Raw genomic sequence first — 20713 nt, 5'->3', positions numbered from 1 at the left:
AGAACTCCCGGATCGCTGCCACCCGAGCGGTCGATTGCGGGCATCTGCCACAACTGGCCGCACCTGCCACCAATTAGGCGCGCGACGGGGCCGAATGTCAACGATGATCGTGCACGGACCGGCCGGGCGGGGAGTCAGTCGGTGTCGAGGACCCGGTAGAGGGAGCGGAGTTGGCGCAGGCCGATTTCGGCGGTGCGCTCGTCCTCGGCGGTCATGCGGAGGGCCTGACGGAGGAGCACTGCGTCGAGATCTTCCGGGGCCGGGCGGAATTCGGGCTTGGGGAGCTTCGGCAGGGCTGTGTCCTCACCGTAGAGGTCGCCGGAATCCGCTGGGGCGCTTTCGTTCTGGACGCTGCCGATGAGCGCGTCCAGTTCGATGCCGCGCAGGGTGAGCAGATCTCGGGGATGCTCGTCCAGGCGCTCGGCGATGATGTAGCAGACGGCGGCCACATGCTTGCACGGCCAGCCGGGATCGGGGCAGGTGCAGGAGAAGTCGAGTTCGGAGGCGGTGTTCGGGAGCAGCAGCGGGCCGAGAGTGTGCGGCAGCGCGCCCGCGGCGATCTCGCCGAGCATGCCGGGGGTGGCGCGGACCAGGTCCACCAGTTCATCGAGGCGGTCATCGCGCAATTGGCGCAGGGCGAGCACCGAGATGAAGGGGCGGGGCTGACTGCCCTGCACCTCGGCGGCGACCGTGCCCGGCTCCATGCGGTAGCTGATCACCTGGCCGGTGCGGGCGTAGGAGCGGCCGCGGGTGAGGCGCCCGGCATCGGCGACCTGTTCGACGGCCTTCAGAAACGAACGGCCCCACCAGGTCTTGGCGAAGGCCGCACCGCTGCGACTGCGCGCGGATATGCCACCCTGGACCGGGCGGCGCTCGCCGAACTCACTGAAGTCGATATAGGTGTTCATTCGCCGACGGCCTCCGCACCCAGGGCGAACAGCTCGCGCAATTCGTCGTCACCCAGTTCGGTGATCCACTTCTCGCCCGCGCCGACGGTCAGATCGGCGAGTTGGCGTTTGCCGTTCAGCATGTCGTCCACCCGCTCCTCGATGGTGTCCACGCAGACCAACTTTCGCACCTGGACGTCGCGCCGCTGGCCGATGCGGAAGGCGCGGTCGGTGGCCTGGTTCTCCACCGCCGGATTCCACCAGCGGTCCAGGTGCACCACATGATTGGCGGCGGTGAGATTGAGCCCGGTGCCACCGGCCTTGAGCGACAGCAGCATGAGCGGCGGGCCGTTCTCGTCCTCCTGGAATCCGGTGACCATGGCATCGCGGCGCTGCTTGCTCACCCCGCCGTGCAGAAACGGCACCTCCGTGCCGAAACGTTCGGACAGGTACGGGGACACCAGATCACCGAATTCGGCGAACTGGGTGAAGAGCAGCGCACGCTCGCCATCGGCGATCACCGACTCGAGAATGTCTTCCACCAGTGCCAATTTCCCCGAGCGGTGGTGGCCGCGCTTCAGCACCGCCGAACCGTCCTTCAGATAGTGCGCGGGATGATTGCACACCTGCTTGAGCCTGGTCAGCGCCGCGAGCACCGCGCCCTTGCGCTCCATACCCTGTGCGGATTTGAGCTTGGCGGACATATCGTCGAGCACCGCCTGATACAGCGCGGCCTGCTCCACGGTCAGGTTGGCGCGCATGGTGATCTCGATCTTGTCCGGCAGATCGGAGATCACCGACGGATCGGTCTTGACCCGGCGCAGCACAAACGGCGAGGTGATGGCGCGCAGCCGGGTGACGGCATTCTCATCGCGCTCCCGCTCGATCGGCACCGCGAATCGCGAATGGAACTCCGAAGCCTTGCCCAGCAGTGTGGGATTGACGAAATCCATGATCGAGCGCAGCTCTTCGAGCCGGTTCTCCACCGGAGTTCCGGTGAGCGCCAGGCGATGTCGCGCCGGCACCAGCCGCGCGGCCCGCGCCTGCCGCGTCCCCGCATTCTTGATGTGCTGCGCCTCGTCCAGCGCCACCCGCTGCCACCGCTGCCGCTTCAACTCCTCCACGTCCCGGGCCAGCAGCGCATAGGTGGTCACCACCAAATCCGAATCCCCCACCGCCGCATCGAATTCCGCCCCCGACCGCCGCCCCGGCCCATGATGCACCAGCACCCGCAGATCCGGCGCAAACCGCTCCGTCTCCCGCTGCCAGTTGCCGACCACGGACATGGGACAGACCAGCAGTGTCGGTCCGAAACCGGCACGCGCATCCGAACTCCCACCGCCGATGACGACGCCGGCACCCGACGTCGCCGCGGCCGAGGAGCCCCCCTCCGCGCCTGCTGCCACGGATGATGCTGCGGCAGCGGCAGTTTCGCGCTCGTGGACGAGTAACGCCAGGACCTGGACCGTTTTGCCGAGGCCCATATCGTCGGCGAGGATGGCGCCGCAGCCGAGGCGGCTCATGGTGGCGAGCCAGGCCAGGCCGCGGAGTTGGTAGGGGCGGAGCTGGGCCTTCAGTCCGATCGGCTCGGAGACGGGTGCGGTGGTGTGTTCGCCGTCGAAAAGTTCTGCGGCCCAGCCGGTTGCGGTGATCTGCTCGAGCGGTACGCCGATGGCCGGATGTGCGGCTAGCTCCGCGAACAGGGCGCCGACACTGCTCTCGGTGCCGTCGGTGCGGCCCGAGACGTAGTCTGCGGCCACGGCGAGGGTGCGATGATCGGCCTGCACCCATTCGCCGCGCAACTGCACCAGATCCGATTTCGACCGCACCAGGCGCGTCATCTCGGCGGGCGTCAGCGTTGTCTCGCCGAGCGCCAACTCCCAGCGGAAGGACACCAAACCGTCCAGCCCGACGGCGGTTTCGGTGGCTGCCGGACTCTGCACCTTCAGGCGCAGGCTCGGCGCCGCAATGCGCCAGGCGCGCGGCAGCAGCAACCGCGCACCGGCGGCCTGCAATACGGCGGCGCCGTGCGCGACCAGGTCCATGACCACTTCGGTGGGCAGGTACAGATCCATACTGCGGGCATCACCCGGCAGATCCCGCAGCCGCGGATACGCCAGCTTGGCGGCGGCCAGCTTCTCCCCCGCGAGGCGCACCATATGCGGATCACCGGGCAGCAATACCGGTTGCGGCGCTTCACCTTCGACGCGCAGGCACACCTCGAGCCGCCACAGTGCACCCGCCTCGGCCGCGTCCTCGGAGTCCGGTTCCAGCAGCCGCAGCACCAGTTCCGGCTCATCGGCCGTCAGGCTCGTACGCCAATCCTCCAGCACCGCCGACACCCGATGCGAACCCGCATCCAGCGGCTCCGCGTCCAGCAGCGCGACCAGCAGCGGATGCGAAAGCGACTGCGGCCCATCGGAAGTGGCGGCATCGGTCGGCAGCGAGCGCGATCGAGCGCGGTCCAACCCGGTCTCCGGAGCACCGAAATCGAGCATGCCGTCGTCGGCCACGCCGGTGCCCTCGCGCGACGAGTAGCCGATCGGCACCTGCGCGACCGTGCTCAGCAGTGCGGGCAGTTTCGGCATGATGCGCAGCCGGGCGATGGGGTCGGTGAGTTCGGCCGTGAGGTTGTCGAGCAATTCCGCCGGGCGGCCCGCGACCTGCAGCGCGGCGGGCATAGCCACCGCGAGCTCGGCCAGCCAGGCCCGCTGCCGCTGCCCACCGACCAGCCGCCACCGCACCCACCATTCGCCGTCGTCTCGGCGCACCTCCGGGACTATGCGTCCCGCTCGCACCCAGCGCTCCACACCCCGCACCACATGCGCGAGATAGCGCAGATCCCCCGCCACGGCCTGCGCCGGAAGCTCCTGCAGCAGTACCGACGCGGCCGCCTCCGGCGCCAGCGCATGCACCCGGACCTGGATCTCCTCGGGCCCGTACGCCCCCGCGACCAGCACCTTCGCCTTGTGCCGGAACTTCGCCGCCCGCACGATCGACCCCAGCGGGTCCGGCAGGGCATCGGTATCGGCCGCGGCACCGGCAGGGTCGTGCCACAGCACCAATCCCGATCCCGGCGACCACAGTCCGTGCAGCATCCGCCTATCCAATCAGTCCGGTCCGACAGTCCGATCGGCCCCTGCGGCGAGGCCTTGCGACTACCCCTTCGCAACCAGGCAAATCACGACACATACCGGGTCTTTATTTCTGCCCGAATCCGGCACATACTGAGATAACCCCTGGTCACCGCATACGGCGGGTTTGGCTGTGCATTTTGGCAGCCGTGCGGGGCGCACCCTGAAAATCCACCGCGACTCAATCCGGAGCCGTGGCAATATCGATACCGAGGGAGGCAGTGAAGATGACGATCCTGCTCCAAGTGTTAGAGCAGTCCTTCACGCCGACGACGCCGTGGGAACGACGAAGATTCACATTCGTGGACACGACGAAAATCGTGGGGATGCGCCTGGACGGGCAATCGGGGGTGTGGCTCGATCTGTCCCGCCCCGGAGAATCCCAGCGACTGGCGCGCACCATGGAACCACGCGAGGCCATCACCTTCCTGCTCACCACCTTCGCCAAGATCGCCGAATGCGAGGATCGCGGCGGTTCCTGGCTCATCGGCCATGACGGCGCGCGACCACAATCCATCGCGGCCATGCGCTTCCCACCGCAGCTCACCGAGGCTTCGGCGGACGACCTTCTCGCACACGCCTGGTCCTAGCCAGTCACCTTCGCACCCGCTCGCCGACGAATTTTCGACGGCGCGGCGGGTGCGAAGTGTCCCCGATGCGGGCCGTAGCCGGCTCGATCGGGTAGATCTAGGACGGTGCGGCAGCACCGAATCCCCGCGGTACCGAATCGACTTCCCGCCCGGCGGTGCGGTCGATCGGTGTGGTGCGCGTTGCTCGCGGTGGTTGGTGCCGTACTCCTGGCGCTCAGCGCTTCCGGGTGTTCGGTACTGCCCGGCCAGGTTCCGCCCGCGCCGGGCAGTCCCAGCCGGGCGCATCTGGAGGAACTGCTGGCCGTCGCGCGCATGGTGCCCAAGCGGACCCGGCCGGGCGGCTACGAGCGCGGCTGTAAATCGGGGCAGGGCTGCGTATTCGGGCCGGCCTGGAGTGACGATCACGACGGTCCGGGCGGGCACGACGGCTGCGATACCCGCAATAATGTGCTGGCCCGCCAACTTTCGGCGACCGCCTTCCGCCCCGGCACCCGCAACTGCGTGGTGGTCGGTGGAACACTCGACGACCCCTATACGGGTCAGCGCATCACCTTCGACAAGGCCGATGCCCGCGCCGTGCAGATCGACCACGTTTTCCCACTCGCCGCCGCCTGGGATCTGGGCGCCTCGAACTGGACACTGGAGCGCCGCATGCGCTTCGCCAATGACCTCGATTACAACCTGCTCGCCGTGGACGGAAAAGCCAACCAGGCCAAGAGCGATCAAACCCCGGGCGACTGGCTACCACCCGCCCGCGCCAACCGCTGCTTCTACGCCGGCAAATACCTCACCGTCGCCACCCACTACGACCTACCGCTGACCGCCGCCGATCGCACAGCCCTGCAACGCATCTCCCGCACCTGCCCATAGCGCAGACCTACCCGGCTAGCCGATAGCCGCCCCTCTCTATCCAGCCCGGTAGCCACCCTCGTCATCGAGCCCGGGTGGCCGTCCCTCGTCATCGAGCCCGGGTGGCCGTCCCTCGTCATCGAGCCCGGGTGGCCGTCCCTCATCATCGAGCCCGGGTGGCCGTCCCTCATCATCCAGCCGGGGTTGCTATCCCACGTCATCCCGGCATGCCTTTGGCCGAGATCCACACCAGCGAGCGATCAGGCCGGATCGGCGCCGGTGGCGACCGGTCGCTTCGGGTCGTTGGACCACTGCGACCAGGAGCCCGGGTAGAGGGCGGCGTCGATTCCGGCAACCGCGAGTGCGGCGACCTCGTGGGCGGCCGTCACACCGGAGCCGCAGTAGACGGCGACCGGGCCGTCGCCCAATCCGGTGAAGCGCGAACGCAATTCGTCGACGGGCTTGAAAGTTCCTGTGGCGGTGAGGTTTTCCGCCGTCGGCGCACTGATCGCGCCCGGGATGTGGCCAGCGCGCGGATCGATGGGCTCGACCTCGCCGCGATAGCGCTCACCGGCGCGGGCATCGAGGAGGACACCGTGCCAACCGGCGGCCGCATCGGCATCGATCACCGGCATGCCGCCGGGGGTCAGGACCACGTCACCGGCTTCGGGATCGGACTCCTCCCCGGCGATCACCTTGCCGCCGGCGCGTTCCCAGGCCGGGAGCCCACCGTCGAGAATGCGCACCTGCGGCACCCCGGCCCAGCGCAGCAGCCACCACACCCGCGCCGCGGCCATACCGCCGGTCGCGTCGTAGGCGACGACCGTGTCACCGGTGCGCAGCCCCCAGCTGCGCGCACATTTCTGCAGGTGCGCGAGCTCGGGCAGGGGATGACGGCCCTTGGCGGGCGAGGGCGGATCGGCCAGCTCGGTCTCGAGATCGACGAACACCGCACCGGGAATGTGGCCATCCAAATAGTGCTGCGGCCCATCCGGATCGCCGAGCGCCCACCGCACATCCAGTACCCGGACCCGGGAATCCCCGGTGGCGAGCAACTCCCGCAACTCCTCGGCCGAAATCAGCACCGCGCTCAAGCCAACTCCTCTTCGCAGAACCCCCACGCCGGAACAGACTCCCCCACCCTACGCAGCCCCCTCCCGCACCGCAGCCGCGCTCCCACAGTTGGGGTGCGCCGCCCCGGCCACCGCATCCACCGCTGCCGAACGGACCCAATCATCGCGCGCGACAGCCCCGAATCCGCACACCGCAGTCCCGAATCCATCCCCGCTCGACAGCGCCGAATCCGCACACTGCAGTCCCGCATCCATCGCACACGGCAGTCCCGAATCCACCGCGCACGGCAGTCCCGAATCCACCGCACACGGCAGTCCCGAATCCACCGCGCACGGCAGTCCCGAATCCACCGCACACGGCAGTCCCGAATCCACCGCGCGCGACAGCGCCGAATCCGCCGTGCCCGGCGGCTCTGAATCCGGCGCCCTTGCGGCTGTGTGGAATTCGCCGGCCCCCCTACTGGCCCGAATTCACCGCTCCGGGCTCGGCGGGACTCGCCAGGTGCGGCTGTTCGGGGCGCGGACGCAGCAGCCAGCGGACCACCAGCCCGGCCACGAGGGCCCAGAATGCGGCGCCGATGCCCAGCAGGGTGACGCCGGAGGCGGCGACCAGGAAGGTGAGCGCGGCCGCGGAGCGGTGCTCGGGCCGGGTCAGGGCGGAGGTGAGGGCTCCGGCCAGGGTGGCTATGAGGGCAAGTCCCGCAACGGTTTCCAGGACGCCCTTGGGCGCGGTCGCCACCAGCGTCACCAATGCGCCGGAGGCCAGGGCCAGCAGTAGGTACATGCCGCCCGCGGTGGCGGCGGCAATCCAGCGGCGCTTGGGGTCCGGGTGTGCGGACGGGGCGGCCGAGAGGGCCGCGCTGATGGCGGCGAGATTGATGGCATGCCCGCCCGCCGGTGCACCGAGGATGGTTCCGAGCCCGGTGACCGCCATGGCCGCGCGCCAGGGCACCCGGTATCCGAGCGAGCTCATGACCGCCGTGCCCGGAATGTTCTGCGCCGCCATGGTGACGATGTACAGCGGCACCGCCACCCCGATCAGCGCCTGCCAACTCCAGTGCGGCACAGCCCATTCGATGCGCGGCGCCATGGCGGCGACATTCAGGTGGCGGTGGGTCACCGCGATATCGATGCCCGCGCCGATCGCCGCCACCGCGAACGCCGCGAGCACCGCCCAGCGCGCCGCGAACCGCTGCAGCACCAGCCAGGTCACGATCACCGGAACCACCACGGCCGGGCTGACGGTCAGCGCGTGCATGGGCGCCAGGCACAGCGGCAGCAGCACACCGGCCAGCATGGCCTGCGCGATCTCGACCGGAATCGCCGCGATCAGCGAACCCAGTCGCTGCCAGAACCCGGTCAGCACGATCAGCAGGCCCGCCACCACGAATGCCCCGACCGCCGCCGGCCAGCCGCCCGCGACCGCCCCGGTGCTGGCCAGCAGCGCCGCACCCGGCGTGGACCAGGCCAGTGTGATCGGCATCCGGTAGTACCGGCTCAGGATCAGCATGCCCACGCCCTGGGTCACGCAGACGGCGAGCAGTCCCGAAGCCGCCTGTGCCGCAGTCGCTCCCATGGCGGTCAGTCCGCCGAGCACCACCGCGAAGGAACTGGTGAAGCCGACCAGCGCGGTGACGATACCGGCCCCGATCGGCTGCCCGATCCCCGCCGCGGGCGCGGTCCGGGCGGCCGGAGTGTCGGAGGTAGTAGTGCTCATCGGGTCATGGTCCCGGTCCACTGGCCCCGCGGTCACCAGCCAATCTGCCGAAACTGGACTGAATTTCGCGCTACTGGTCCGAGTTCGTCCCCGGATTCCCGTTCCCGCCGGCGAGCCGATCGAGCAGCGGAGTTGTGCGCGGACCGACCAGCGAGCGCATGATCAGTGCCATATTGGTGCGTTCCACACCCGGAATCTTGAGGATGTGCCCGGCGATCCGGTAGAGATCATCCGCGTCCTGAGCCACGACGCGGGCGGTCAGATCGGTGGGACCGGTCATACCGCAGACCTCCGTGACCTCCGGAATCCGCGCCAATTCGGCCACCACCGCGTCCAATTTGTGCTGATCGACGACCACGGCGACAAAAGCTGCCAGCGGATAACCGAGGGCCCGCGGTTCCACCCGCCGCTCGAAGCTGGCCAGTACCGCGTTCGCCTCCCATCTGGCCAACCTGGCCTGCACGGTATTGCGGGAGAGGCCGAGTCGCGCGGCCAGTTCCACCCCGGTCGCCCGGGGGTTGGCCACCAACTCCAGCAACAGCCGGGCATCGGTGGCGTCCATCGCCCCGGAAGCGGGTTCATTACTGGACATGAAACGCAGTATGACACGCCGAGCGGTTCACTGACCGAGCATTCTGCACAGTTTCGACCTTGATACTTGCGCAGATCGCTTAACGGAGGATGCTGGGTGATACAGGACACACATCGTTTCCCCGGGACACAATCCCACGGCGACAACGGTGTACCCCGGTGTTTCGAGGAGGCGATACAAATGCCCGAAAAGAACACCTACCCGGTGCAGCTGGTCCAGCCCGACGGCCATCGCGTATTCGATCGTGTGCACGCCCCGCTGGTGGCCGATGTCGGCCGCGACGAACTGCGCGCCATGTACACCGATATGGTCGTGGCCCGCCGGATAGACACCGAGGCCACCGCACTGCAGCGGCAGGGCCAGTTGGGATTGTGGCCACCGCTGCTCGGCCAGGAGGCGGCGCAGGTCGGCTCGGCCCACGCTCTGCACGCCGACGATTATGTGTTCTGCTCCTACCGCGAGGCCGCTGTCGCCTACTGCCGCGGTGTGCCCCCGGAGGATATGACCCGGCTCTGGCGCGGCGTCGCCCATTCCTGCTGGGACGCAGACGCTTACCGGATGACCAATCCGGCGATCGTGGTCGGCGCACAGGGACTGCACGCCACCGGCTACGCCTACGCCGCCCATCTCGAGGGCGCGGAGATCGCCACCATCGCCTACTTCGGCGACGGCGCCACCAGTCAGGGCGATATCTCCGAGGCGCTCGGCTTCGCCTCCTCCTGGGGTGCGCCGGTGGTGTTCTTCTGCCAGAACAACGGCTGGGCGATCAGCGCGCCCACGCGGGTGCAGAGCGCCACGCCGATCGCGCGCCGGGCCATCGGTTACGGCATTCCCGCCGTGCAGGTGGACGGCAATGACGCACTCGCGGTATTGGCCGTGACGCGGCAGGCGCTCATTCGCGCCCGCACCGGCGGCGGGCCGTCGTTCATCGAGGCCATCACCTATCGAATGGGCCCGCACACCACCGCCGACGATCCCACCCGCTATCGCGATGCCGCCGAACTGGAGCTGTGGCAGCGGCGGGATCCGATCGATCGGCTGCGCCGGCTGCTGGAGCGGGAGGGGCTGTGGGACAGCGCTTTCGAACAGCAGGTGAAACAGCGCGGTGACGAGATCGCCGCCCGGCTGCGCAGCGCCACACTGAGCATGCCCGATCCGGAGCCCATGGAACTGTTCGAGCACGTGTACGCCACCCCGCACCGCCTCGTCGAGCAGGAGCGCCGCGAGTACGCCGCCTATCTGGAGGGAGTCCGGCCATGAAGACGACATTCGCGGGCGCGATCAATTTCGGTATGCGGCGCGCCCTGGAGGACGATCCCAAAGTCATTCTGATGGGCGAGGACATCGGCCGGCTGGGCGGCGTCTTCCGGGTCACCGATACGCTGCAGAAGGATTTCGGCAACCGGCGTGTCATGGACACCCCGCTGGCCGAATCCGGAATCATCGGAACGGCTTTCGGAATGGCACTGCGCGGACTGCGGCCGGTGTGCGAAATCCAGTTCGACGGATTCGTGTATCCAGCGTTCGACCAGATTGTCTGCCAGGTGGCGAAGATTCACTATCGCACCAAGGGAAAAGTGGTCGCGCCCATCACCATTCGCATTCCGTTCGGCGGCGGCATCGGATCGGTGGAACATCACTCCGAATCGCCGGAAGCGTATTTCGCGCATACGGCGGGGCTGCGCGTGGTATCGCCGAGCAATCCGGCGGATGCGTATCTCATGATCCGGCAGGCGGTCGCGCTGGATGATCCGGTCATCTTCTTCGAGCCCAAGCGGCGGTACTGGGACAAAGCGGAGGTCGATTTCGAGCAGCTCGACCGGGACGGCGGGCTCGCGCTGGACCAGGCCCGGGTTTGCACCAGCGGCGAGGATGCCACCGTGGTCGCGTACGGCGGGACGGTCGCCACCGCATTGACGGCCGCCGATATTGCCGCGAGCGAAGGACATTCGCTGGAGGTGATCGATCTGCGCAGCCTTTCGCCGATCGATTTCGACACCATCGAAACATCGGTAATGAAGACCGGTCGGTTGATTATTGTGCACGAGGCGCCGGTATTCGGCGGACTCGGCGCGGAGATCGCGGCCCGCATCACCGAACGCTGCTTCTACCAATTGGAAGCGCCGGTCCTGCGCGTCGGCGGCTTCGACATCCCCTATCCCCCGGCTAAACTCGAACGGCACCACCTGCCCGACCCCGACCGCATTCTCGCCGCGGTCGATCGCACGCTCGCCGCCTAACGGTCAATTGCCTTCGGAGGAAGCTCGGTGGAACAGCAGCAGCACGTCATGGAATTTCGATTGCCCGACCTCGGTGAGGGATTGGCCGACGCCGAATTGGTGTCGTGGCAGGTGCAGGTCGGCGATACGGTGGAATTGAACCAGGTCATCGCCGAGGTCGAGACCGCGAAAGCTCAGGTGGCACTACCGAGCCCATTCGCGGGGACCGTGGTGGAGCTGCTCGCGCAGGCGGGCGACACCGTGCTGGTGGGCGCACCGCTCATTCGCATCGGGACCGCCGTGGAGGCGCCGGCCGAACGGCAGGCGGTGCTGGTGGGCTACGGACCCGACAGCGAGCCGGTATCGCGGCGCGCCCGGGCGGCCGCCGCCCCCGCCTCGGGGACGAGAAGCGGTGCACCGGTGGGTGACTCGATGGGACGGCCCGCCGCCACCCCCGGGGCGCGCAAGCTGGCTCGGGAGATCGGCGCCGATCTGACGGCCGTCGCCGGGAGCGGTCCGGAGGGGGCTGTCACACTGAACGATCTGCACGGCGCGCGGCCGGATGCCCGTGCGGCCGATGTCATTCCGATCCACACCGCGCCGCCGGTGACACCCGTGGGCTCGGCCACGAGCACGGCCCGCCCGGTGCCCGCCGAGCGCGAAACCCGCACGCCCATCGCCGGAATCCGCAAGCGCACGGCCGCGGCCATGGTGGCGAGCGCTCAGCATATTCCGCAGGCCAGCACCTTCGTGACCACTGATTTCACCGGTTCCATGGAACTGCTGGATCATCTGCGCGCGACACCCACCTTCGCGGGGCTGACGCTGACGCCGCTGGCGCTGGTCGCCAAGGCGACACTGGTTGCGCTGAGCGAATTCCCGGACCTGAACGCCTCCTGGGACGAGGCGAATCAGGAGATCGTCACCAAGCACTATGTGAATCTCGGCATCGCGGTCGCCACCGAACGCGGGCTGATGGTGCCCAATCTGAAGGACGCGCACTCGCACAGCCTGCGCGACCTGTCCCAGGAGATCAGCGATATCGCGCAGCTCGCGCGCAGTGGCGGCGCCACCCCCGCCGAACTCACCGGCGGCACCTTCACCCTCACCAATGTCGGCGTCTTCGGCGTGGATACCGGTGTCCCACTGGTGAACCCGGGCGAAGCGGCGATCCTCTGCCTCGGCTCCATCCGCAAACGCCCCTGGGTGCACCGCGACGAACTGGCCGTCCGCTGGGTCACCACCCTCGGCCTCAGCTTCGACCACCGCCTCATCGACGGCGAGCAGGGCTCCCGCTTCCTCGCCAGCATCGCCGCCCTCCTGGAAGACCCCCTCACCCTCCTCGGCCGCGTCTGACCGGCGAAACAGCCTGTGCCCCTGCCGAACACCCCCTACCGGGGCTGCGCGACGGCGACGCGGACTGTTCGGCGAATACAACGCTGCCGGACCGGCTCGCAGCCGCCGGATGGGGATAACGCCGACGAAACAGCCCGCGCCACTGGCGAACAGCCTGTATGGGGGCTGTGCCGCGGGGCACGGGCTGTTCGGCCGGTGGGAGTTCAGCGGGGTTCGGCGGCGGACGCTCCTACGAGAAGTTCTGCGGCTTCGCGGATTACGTCGGGGATGGGGACCGGCGTGCGGGATTCGTCGTCGACGTAGACGTGGACGAAGGTGCCGGTGGCGGCGAGCTGGAGGGAGTCGCCGGCGTCACGGAAGATGGCGAGGTCGTAGCTGATGCTGGAATTGCCGAGGCGGGCAATGCGGATGCCGACCAGCAGCTGATCGGGGAAACTGATCGAGCCGATGAAGGTGCAGGATGTCTTGGCCACCACGCCGATGGCGGGTAGGTCGCGGATATCGGTGCCGGTCGCGTGGATGAGCCACGCGTTCACGGCGGTATCGAAATAGCTGTAATACGTCACGTTGTTCACGTGACCGTAGTGGTCGTTGTCCGCCCAGCGCGTCGGCACCGGCCAGAGCACCGGGTAATCCTGCTGCTGTGTCATATTTGCCCTCCGCTTCGCTCCGGGCGGTTCGCGGCCCCGAAGTCTCGTTCTTCCCTCCCTCCGCTCCTCCGCTTCGCTCCCCCGCTCCGCTCAGTCCAGAACGAGACGGGCCGCGAACTTTGGGTGGATGGTCTCGCGCGTGAACTTTAGTCTGCTGTCCTCGAGCTGGTATCGCGACTAAGCCGTGCGCTGGTCGGAGGTATTGCGGTGGTCGCGGGGGCTGATGCCGTGATGGCGTTTGAAGGCGGTGCTGAGGGCGAAGGCGCTGCCGTAGCCGACGCGGTGCGCGATGGACTCCAGGGTGGCATCGGATTCATGCAGCAGATCGGCGGCCAGGGCCAGGCGCCAATCGGTCAGGAAGGACATCGGGGGTTCGCCGACGAGTTCGGTGAAGCGGCGGGCCAGGGCGGCGCGGGAGACGCCCACCTCGGCGGCCAGCGAGGCGACGGTCCAGGGGTGCGCGGGATTGTGCTGGATCAGGCGCAGGGCCTTGCCGACCAGCGGATCGCTGTAGGCGTGATACCAGGCGGGGGCATCGGCGCGGGCGAACCAGGCGCGCAGGGTGGCGATCAGCAGCAGATCCAGGAGGCGATCGAGCATGGCGCTCTGGGCGGGCAGCTCCTTGGCCGATTCGTCGACGAGCAGATCCAGGACACGCGAATCGATTTCACCGCGGGTGAGCACAGCAATGGGCGGGAGGGCCCGCAGCAGGCGGCGGCTGGCGGCGGACTCCTGTTCGTAACTGCCGGTGATCAGCACCGTCCGCGCGTCGGCGCTGGTGCCCCAGTTGCGAATACCCAGACTCAAGGCTTCGCAGAGCACTTCGCCGTCGGGAGTGGTGGTGGTCTGACCGGGATGGACGATGGCCTGCGGGGCGGTGCCCGGATCGTCGGCGAGGGTGTAGTGATCGGGGCCGCGGAAGAGGGCGATATCGCCCGCGTGTAGTTGCCGAGGCGGAATCGGCTTGCCGCCCTTCGGATCCGGCACGATCCAGCCCTCGCCGCGGACCACGGCCACCAGGGTCAGCGGCGCCTCGTCCCGGATGCGCAGCGACCAGGGCGGATCGAATGAGGAACGGATGACGAAGGCCGCCCGCGCGCGTGGTCCTTCGAGCAGGCTGGCCAGAGCATCCATACGTAGACGATGGCAAATGCCCGCGCGCTTCTCAACCATGTTTACGCTCACGGTTTCTCGGTGTACTTGTCTCATGACGATCACACAGCATGCGAACAGCGAAAACACCGTCCTCGTCCTCGGCGCCACCGGTAAAACCGGCAGCCGGGTGGCGGCTCGTTTGACCGCCCTCGGCGTCCCGGTGCGATCCGGTTCGCGCACGGCGGCAATCCCCTTCGACTGGACCGACCGCGCCACCTGGGGGCCGGCGCTGGCCGGAATCGACGCCGTCTATCTCTCCTATCAGCCGGATCTGGCCGTCCCCGGGGCCGATGCCGATATCAAGGCCTTCAGCGCTCTCGCCGCCGAGGCGGGGGTGCGGCGGCTGGTGCTGCTGTCCGGGCGCGGTGAGCCCGAGGCGCTGGAATGCGAAGCGATCGTGCGGGATTCGGGCCCGGAGTGGACCGTGGTGCGGTGCGCCTTCTTCGCGCAGAACTTCAGCGAGGGCGCGTTCGCGGATTACATCCTGGCCGGCGAGGTGGCGCTGCCCTCCGGGGATGTGCCCGAACCGTTCGTGGACGCCGAGGACATCGCGGATGTGGCGGTGGCGGCGCTGACCGGCGACGGGCATACCGGACAGGTGTACGAACTCACCGGGCCGCGGGCGCTGACCTTCGCGGAGGCGGCCGCCGAGATCGGGCGGGCGATCGGGCGCGAGATCGCGTTCGTGCCGCTGTCGCGCACGGATTTCATTGCGGCCCTGACCTCCTACGGCGTGCCCGCCGATGAGGTGAGTCTGCTGGACTATCTGTTCGGCACGGTGCTGGACGGGCGCAATTCGCAGCTCTCCGACGGGGTGTTCCGCGCCCTGGGCCGCCCGGCGCGGGACTTCGCCGAATATGCCCGCGACGTGGCCTCTTCCGGTGTCTGGTCGGTCACAGCGCAGGCGTGACCTGTCGGTGCCCGGGCCTTCACTGGAGTACGAAACAGCTTGCAGTACAGAAGTTTCGGATCACAGCCGGGAAGCTCGACGGGGCCGCGAGGGCTGTGGGTGCAGGGGAGCTGCCGGCTCGGCCGGTAGCGTCGTACCGATGGTCGCTGCGACGCCCGCTCCTCCGATCCGAATCGCCCGTACCGCACTGTTCGCGGTGTTCGGCCTGAACGGGATGCTCTCGGCCCTGTGGATCGTGCACATTCCGGCCGTCACGCAGCGGGCCGGGGTGTCGCACAGCGCCCTGGGCATGCTCATCCTGCTCATGGCGGGCTGCGCCATTGCCGGTATGCAGGCCGCCGGGCCGCTCGCCGACCGCCTCGGCAGTCGTACCCTGACCGCCACGGCGGCGACCATCCTGTCCGGGGCGCTCATCGGCCCCGGCCTGGCCACCACGCCCGCGACACTGGCAATCGCCCTGGCCGCCTTCGGCTTCGGCAACGGCATGCTCGACGTCTCCATGAACGCCCAGGCCGTCCACATCGAGCGCGCCTACCCCCGCCCCATCATGTCGGCCTTTCACGCCTGCTTCTCCCTCGGCGGCTTGCTCGGCTCCCTCGCCGGCGCGGCCGCCCAGCGCGCCCACTGGAATATCCACACCACCCTCGTGCTCTCCGCCGCCCTCGGCCTCACTCTCGTGGCAATTTGCACCCCCCGCCTGCTCCCCCACCAGCCCAGCACGTCCCCTGATCAAGCCCCACAGACCGCCGAGAGTCGCACTCCGGAGCAGAGATTCAGCGCGCAAACGACAACCGGCGCTCAGGACGCACCGGCCGAGACCGGGCAACAGCGGATCGATGAGCATGACAATCTCGGGGCAGCAGGTGCAGGCAGCGATTCAGAAGCCCCCGCTGCACCGGACCGAAAAGCGTTGCACGACAGCACCGAAGAGCTTGCGGCCGAGCGGCGTGCTGCCACGGGCACCACACGGAAGGTGTTGGTGCTGGGGGCTATTGCGTTCGCGGTACTGATGGCGGAGGGGGTGGCGGCGGATTGGAGTGCGTTGCAGATGCGGGATCGGCTGGGGGTGCAGGTGGGGACCGCGGCGCTGGCCTATGGGGCGTTTTCCACGACCATGACGGCGGGGCGGTTGGTGGCGGATCGGGTGAGTGGGCGGTTCGGGCGGGTGGCGGTGGTGCGGTGGGGCACGGTGCTGGGGGCGGCCGGGTTCGGGGTGATCGCGGTGTCGGGGTGGCTGCCGCTGACGCTGGTGGGGTGGGCGCTGTGCGGGGTCGGGCTCTCCGGGGCGGTGCCGCAGGTATTCACGGCCGCAGGCAATTTGGGGTCGGCGAATGCGGCGACGGATATGTCGCGAGTGTTCGGGCTCGGGTATGTGGGGCTGCTGGCCGGGCCGGCGATCATCGGGTGGCTGACCAAACTGGTGCCGCTCACCACCGCGATGGTGGTGCCGCTGGTCGCACTGCTGTTATGCGCCTGGGGCGCTCGCGTCGTCGCCACGCGCTAGGCGGCGCTCGCGAGCGGACGCACCGAAGTCGCCGATGGTCTCGGCGTGGTCCAGGAAGTCGTCGACCATGCGGTGGTTGAGCACGGCCAGGGCCTTCAGATCCTCGGTGCTCCAGTCGGCCAGGGCCTCCTGCATCCAGTCCCGCTGCACCTCGCGAATGACATCCACGGCCTGCCGGCCGGTGGCGGTCGGGCGGACGAGCTGGGCGCGGCCGTCGCCCGGGTCGGCGACACGCTCGATGTACCCGGCTTTTTCGAGGCGCTGAATCTGCCGGCTCACATGCGGCGCTTCCACATCGAGGCGGATGGCGAGCTCCCCGAGGCGCATGGGCTCCCCGTCGTCGCAGAGCACGCGCAGTAGCGGCACGCTGGCGCGATCCATGGAAACGCCGCACTTGATCATGGCGCGATCGTGGCGGCGGACCCGGGTGAGCAGGTAGGCGACGCGAGCGAGCGCGCCTTCGAGTTCGACTATGTGGGCCGAGTCGACTCGGGGAACGGAGGTGGATTCCGGCGGCGGCATGTGGTTATCTTACGAGACACATTTACTTAATTTTGGTAAGTAATCTGAAGGATTGCCGAACATGACTACGACCGCTGTCGGTCCGGTCGCCGGAACCCCCACCGACGGCCACTCGAAGACACATCTGGCCCTCACCCTGCTGGCGCTCAGCGCCGCCGGTCTGGTCGTATCGCTGCAGCAGACCGTGGTCATCCCGCTGCTGCCGCACATGATGGTGCAGCTGGGCACCAATGCCGCCGGCATCCAGTGGCTGTTCACCGCCGCCCTGCTCAGCGGCGCGGTCGCCACCCCGTTGCTCTCCCGCTTCGGCGATATGTACGGCAAGAAGCGCATGGTGCTGATCGCCATGGGGCTGCTCATTCTCGGCTCGGTGGTCTGCGCCTTCGCGACCTCGCTGGGCGTCTACATCATCGGCCGCGCGCTGCAGGGCACCGCCTCGGCCATGATCCCGCTGGCCATCGGCATTCTGCGCGATACCTTTCCGCCGGAGAAGATGGTCACCGCCATCGGCGTCGTCTCCGGCACCATGGGCGTCGGCGGCACCGTCGGCATGCTCATGACCGGTGTCATCGCCGACCACACCACCAACCCGCACCCGGTCTTCTGGGTCACCGCGGGACTCGGTGTGCTCGCCGCCGTCCTGATCCAGTTCACCGCCAAGGACACCGGCGTCCGGCACGGCGGCTCCCCCGACTACGTGGGCGCCGCACTGCTGGGCGGGCTGCTGATCACCCTGCTGCTGGCCATCAGCGAGGGCCCGGCCTGGGGCTGGAGCTCCGGCAGCGTGCTCGGCCTGTTCGGTGCGGCGATCGCGCTCACCGTGGTGTGGGTGTTCGTGGAGCTGAAGGTGAAGCAGCCGCTGGTGCGACTGCCGCTGCTGGTCGGCCCGAAATCGCTGACCGCCAACCTGATTTCGCTGCTGCTGGGCGCCGCGCTGTTCGGATCCTTCACGCTGGTCTCCAATTTCGTGCAGACTCCGGCCGACAAGGTCGGCTACGGCCTGTCCGGTTCGGTGATGGCCGTCGGCCTCTACGGCATTCCCAGCGCACTGCTGATGACGGTGTTCTCCTTCCGCACCGGCAAGATCGCCGCCCGCATCGGCGCGGCCTACACCCTCGCCATCGGCTCGGCCTTCGCCGCCGCCTCCATGCTGTGGACCGCCGGGTTCCACGAGCACGGCTGGCAGATGGTGGTCACGAATGTGCTGCAGGGCACCGGATTCGGTATCGGCTATGCCGCGCTGGGCACCCTGGCCGTCATGCATGTGCCGATGAGTGAGAGCGGTATCGCCTCCGGGATCAACTCGCTGGTGCGTACCGCCGGCGGCAGTATCGCCGGTGCGGTCACCGGGTCGATCCTCACCTCGCAGGTCATCGCGCACACGCATGTGCCGACCCTGCACGCCTACGTGCTGAGCTTCACCCTCCTGGGCATTGCCGCCCTGCTGGCCGCGATCGTCGCGGTGCTGCACGGTCTGCGGCACGGGGGCGAGTAACCGCGTAGCACCATCGGATTCGCGCACATTCGAATTCGAAACGAGCCGGTCGATATCCATCGACCGGCTCTTTCTATGTCAGCACCTCGGTGTTGTCGCCGTCGACGACCACCACGTGATCATCGGTCAGCGCCCAGTGCGGAACGCCTGCGGCGAGGTAGTCGCGCACCAGCTTCCGGGAGTGCCCCTCCGGATCGGTGGGCGAATCCAGATGCGGGACGATGCGGCGATTCACCAAACCCAGTCCGTCCCAGCGCGGTTCGACACCGCAGGCGGTGCGCACCTCGGCCGGATCATCGGTCGATTCCAAACCGTGCAGGTCAGGGGTCATGACACAGGCGCCCGCGCTGTATCCGGCATAGACCAGCGCGTCTGCCGCGAGCAGCCGGGGCAGTACGACATCCGCTCCGCTGCGCGCGAATTGGGCGCGCAGCACGAAGGTATTGCCACCGCGCACCCATACCATCGGATACTCGGCCAGGGTCTGCTCCAGTTCGGCGGTCCGGCCGATGTAATCCCGCAGATCGACCACCTCCGGCTGGAAGCCCAAGCGGCGCAGCGGGAAAAGATCACTGGTGACCGCGCTCTGCCAGGCCGACGGCCAGGCATCACAGGCATTGGCGATGACCGCGACCCGGCCCGGCTCGCCCACCAGGCCGAGCAGCCGGTCGGTGTGTGCGCCGAATCGATAGCTGGACAGGAACAGTCGCACGGGGTCTCAGATGGTGAAGGCGAGTCCGCGAACCAGGCGATTGCCCAGCTCGATATCACCGGCGAGGGTGAATTCCCCGAGGTGCACATCAGCTGTGGTGCGGCCGCCGCGCAGCCGTGCGAACAGGCCGGAACTCAGGGTGAGCACGACATCGGCAGGGCCGTCGAGGTTTTCGACCGGTTCGGCGCGCTTACCTGCCACCGCGATGTGCAGGGTCCGTACCACCGGTCCGGTGATCTCGAAGGTGATGCGCGCGCCGTCCTGCGCCCCACCGCCCTTGACCACCGCTCGGCCGATGCCGAAAACCAGTTCGGCGAAGGCGGTTTCGGCCCGCAGACCACCCTCGTCGATCCGCACGCCGAGACCATCGGCGATATCGAGTCCGTGCATCCAGCAGTCGAACAGGCGAATCCGCATGAACCGGCCGTAGGGCGTCATGCCGACCGGGGACGGCACATTCTCGGCCCACTGCTCGGGACCGAGTTCGGCGAGCTGCTTCAGCCGCCGCGTGGTCACCTCGTGGAAGTGCGCGAGCAACTGCGCGCCGGGCAGCGGCCGCAGCGACTCGATCCACTTCTCGTTGAGCGCCCCGATCTCATTGTGAATGTGCTCCCCCGCCACCTCGACATCCGGCACCGGCTCCCCGGCCAGCAGTGATTCGGTGCCGATCACGTGCGCGAGCACATCGAAGACGGTCCAGCCCGGCAGTGCCGACGGAGTGCGCCAGCCCTTCTCGTCCAGTCCGTCCACTAGACGGGTGAGGGTGTCCCACTGGTCGGACAGGGTTGCCGTGATGACGGTCCGATCCGGCACCGTGTCGGTCATGCGGTGGTTTCCTTTTCCTCGTCGGCGAGCCGGGCCAGGCCGGCCCGGATGGCAGCGGCGGTGCGTTCCGGGTGGTGCGGCCGCCGCAGGACGAAACCTTTCGCGAAAGTTAGGGTGTCGCCCTTCCAACGCGGGACCACATGCAGGTGAACGTGATGCACGGTCTGAAATGCGGCCTTGCCGTCGTTGAGTAGCAGGTTGGCGCCGTCCGCACCGAGATCGCTGCGGCGCATGGCCTTTGCCAGGCGGTGGCCGAAGGTGAAGAGCTGTGCGCCGAGCGCAGGGTCCAGCTCGTCCAGATCGGTCGCGTGCGATTTCGGAATCACCAGCGTGTGCCCCCGGGTGATGGGCCTTATATCGAGGAACGCCATCAGGATGTCGTCCTCGAAGATCTTGGTCGCGGGTGCGTCGCCCCCCACGATCCGGCAGAAGATGCAGCCGCTCACCTTGCAGACATTACGGCGTAAAGGTGACCCGCGACACCCCTCTCAACATTGAGTTGTCCGATTTTGTCGCCACCCCG

The 20713-nt window shown here is 68.2% G+C and carries 19 protein-coding genes; 8 read left to right on the top strand and 11 right to left on the bottom strand.

All coding sequences use genetic code 11. From position 1 onward, the window contains the following. Nucleotides 1–134: 134 nt before the first annotated feature. Entirely contained in the window at nt 135–908 is a 774-nt protein-coding gene (locus ABZX86_RS38560; protein ID WP_355131150.1) for an SWIM zinc finger family protein, read from the bottom strand. Next, nucleotides 905–3985: a DEAD/DEAH box helicase gene (locus tag ABZX86_RS38555; RefSeq protein ID WP_355131148.1), complete on the bottom strand. Its 3081-nt coding sequence runs from the start codon at nt 3983–3985 to the stop codon at nt 905–907. The genes ABZX86_RS38560 and ABZX86_RS38555 overlap by 4 nt, the downstream gene beginning before the upstream one ends. A 263-nt stretch (nt 3986–4248) precedes the next feature. On the opposite strand from ABZX86_RS38555, the gene ABZX86_RS38550 reads away from it, so the two are divergent. Together ABZX86_RS38550 and ABZX86_RS38545 are read left to right on the top strand one after the other, a co-directional pair. Continuing rightward, on the top strand, nt 4249–4611 hold the full coding sequence (locus ABZX86_RS38550) for a hypothetical protein (protein ID WP_327143968.1): 363 nt from the start codon (nt 4249–4251) through the stop codon (nt 4609–4611). A gap of 180 nt (nt 4612–4791) precedes the next feature. Beyond that, entirely contained in the window at nt 4792–5481 is a 690-nt protein-coding gene (locus tag ABZX86_RS38545; protein ID WP_355131146.1) for an HNH endonuclease family protein, read from the top strand. A 239-nt stretch (nt 5482–5720) separates the two neighbouring features. On the opposite strand, the gene ABZX86_RS38540 is transcribed toward ABZX86_RS38545, so the two are convergent. The 3 genes from ABZX86_RS38540 to ABZX86_RS38530 all read right to left on the bottom strand — a co-directional run bounded on the left by ABZX86_RS38540 (nt 5721) and on the right by ABZX86_RS38530 (nt 8842). Beyond that, a complete protein-coding gene (locus tag ABZX86_RS38540; protein ID WP_355131144.1) occupies nt 5721–6554 on the bottom strand; it encodes a sulfurtransferase in 834 nt (277 codons plus the stop codon). A gap of 436 nt (nt 6555–6990) precedes the next feature. Continuing rightward, on the bottom strand, nt 6991–8250 hold the full coding sequence (locus ABZX86_RS38535) for a benzoate/H(+) symporter BenE family transporter (RefSeq protein ID WP_355131142.1): 1260 nt from the start codon (nt 8248–8250) through the stop codon (nt 6991–6993). 70 nt (nt 8251–8320) lie between these two features. Beyond that, nucleotides 8321–8842, bottom strand: coding sequence for an Lrp/AsnC family transcriptional regulator (locus ABZX86_RS38530; protein WP_355131140.1), 522 nt, complete (start codon nt 8840–8842; stop codon nt 8321–8323). A 180-nt stretch (nt 8843–9022) separates the two neighbouring features. On the opposite strand from ABZX86_RS38530, the gene pdhA reads away from it, so the two are divergent. The 3 genes from pdhA to ABZX86_RS38515 are packed head-to-tail and all read left to right on the top strand — an operon-like array spanning nt 9023 to nt 12417. Beyond that, entirely contained in the window at nt 9023–10102 is a 1080-nt protein-coding gene (gene pdhA / locus ABZX86_RS38525; RefSeq protein ID WP_355131138.1) for a pyruvate dehydrogenase (acetyl-transferring) E1 component subunit alpha, read from the top strand. After that, nucleotides 10099–11082 carry an alpha-ketoacid dehydrogenase subunit beta gene (locus tag ABZX86_RS38520; protein WP_327143962.1) on the top strand — a complete coding sequence of 328 codons (984 nt, stop codon included), beginning with the start codon at nt 10099–10101 and terminating at the stop codon, nt 11080–11082. The genes pdhA and ABZX86_RS38520 overlap by 4 nt, the downstream gene beginning before the upstream one ends. 48 nt (nt 11083–11130) lie before the next feature. Then, the gene (locus ABZX86_RS38515; protein WP_355131229.1) at nt 11131–12417 is read left to right on the top strand and encodes a dihydrolipoamide acetyltransferase family protein; all 1287 of its coding nucleotides are present in this window, start codon (nt 11131–11133) and stop codon (nt 12415–12417) included. A gap of 203 nt (nt 12418–12620) precedes the next feature. Here ABZX86_RS38515 and ABZX86_RS38510 read toward each other — a convergent pair whose 3' ends face one another. Together ABZX86_RS38510 and ABZX86_RS38505 are read right to left on the bottom strand one after the other, a co-directional pair. Then, nucleotides 12621–13067, bottom strand: coding sequence for a thioesterase family protein (locus ABZX86_RS38510; protein WP_355131136.1), 447 nt, complete (start codon nt 13065–13067; stop codon nt 12621–12623). A 177-nt stretch (nt 13068–13244) separates the two neighbouring features. Further along, nucleotides 13245–14201 carry an AraC family transcriptional regulator gene (locus tag ABZX86_RS38505; RefSeq protein ID WP_355131134.1) on the bottom strand — a complete coding sequence of 319 codons (957 nt, stop codon included), beginning with the start codon at nt 14199–14201 and terminating at the stop codon, nt 13245–13247. Between the two features lie 73 nt (nt 14202–14274). On the opposite strand from ABZX86_RS38505, the gene ABZX86_RS38500 reads away from it, so the two are divergent. Then, nucleotides 14275–15132, top strand: coding sequence for an NAD(P)H-binding protein (locus ABZX86_RS38500; RefSeq protein WP_355131132.1), 858 nt, complete (start codon nt 14275–14277; stop codon nt 15130–15132). 139 nt (nt 15133–15271) lie between these two features. Then, on the top strand, nt 15272–16636 hold the full coding sequence (locus ABZX86_RS38495; RefSeq protein WP_355131130.1) for an MFS transporter: 1365 nt from the start codon (nt 15272–15274) through the stop codon (nt 16634–16636). On the opposite strand, the gene ABZX86_RS38490 is transcribed toward ABZX86_RS38495, so the two are convergent. Then, nucleotides 16598–17158, bottom strand: coding sequence for a MarR family transcriptional regulator (locus ABZX86_RS38490; RefSeq protein WP_355131128.1), 561 nt, complete (start codon nt 17156–17158; stop codon nt 16598–16600). The genes ABZX86_RS38495 and ABZX86_RS38490 overlap by 39 nt on opposite strands. A 61-nt stretch (nt 17159–17219) precedes the next feature. Between ABZX86_RS38490 and ABZX86_RS38485 the strand changes: the two genes are divergently transcribed. Beyond that, nucleotides 17220–18653, top strand: a complete 1434-nt coding sequence (locus tag ABZX86_RS38485; protein ID WP_355131126.1) for an MFS transporter — start codon at nt 17220–17222, stop codon at nt 18651–18653. A 73-nt stretch (nt 18654–18726) separates the two neighbouring features. Here ABZX86_RS38485 and ABZX86_RS38480 read toward each other — a convergent pair whose 3' ends face one another. The 3 genes from ABZX86_RS38480 to ABZX86_RS38470 are packed head-to-tail and all read right to left on the bottom strand — an operon-like array spanning nt 18727 to nt 20636. Then, on the bottom strand, nt 18727–19365 hold the full coding sequence (locus ABZX86_RS38480; RefSeq protein WP_355131124.1) for a Type 1 glutamine amidotransferase-like domain-containing protein: 639 nt from the start codon (nt 19363–19365) through the stop codon (nt 18727–18729). Between the two features lie 6 nt (nt 19366–19371). Next, nucleotides 19372–20190: a maleylpyruvate isomerase family mycothiol-dependent enzyme gene (locus tag ABZX86_RS38475; RefSeq protein WP_355131122.1), complete on the bottom strand. Its 819-nt coding sequence runs from the start codon at nt 20188–20190 to the stop codon at nt 19372–19374. Next, on the bottom strand, nt 20187–20636 hold the full coding sequence (locus tag ABZX86_RS38470) for an HIT domain-containing protein (RefSeq protein WP_355131120.1): 450 nt from the start codon (nt 20634–20636) through the stop codon (nt 20187–20189). The genes ABZX86_RS38475 and ABZX86_RS38470 overlap by 4 nt, the downstream gene beginning before the upstream one ends. Nucleotides 20637–20713: the final 77 nt, after the last annotated feature.

The organism is Nocardia sp. NPDC006630 (assembly GCF_040611495.1).
Taxonomy (GTDB): Bacteria; Actinomycetota; Actinomycetes; order Mycobacteriales; family Mycobacteriaceae; genus Nocardia.
The sequence above is the reverse complement of the archived record's forward strand: the minus strand, read 5'-3'. Positions and strand labels throughout refer to the sequence as shown.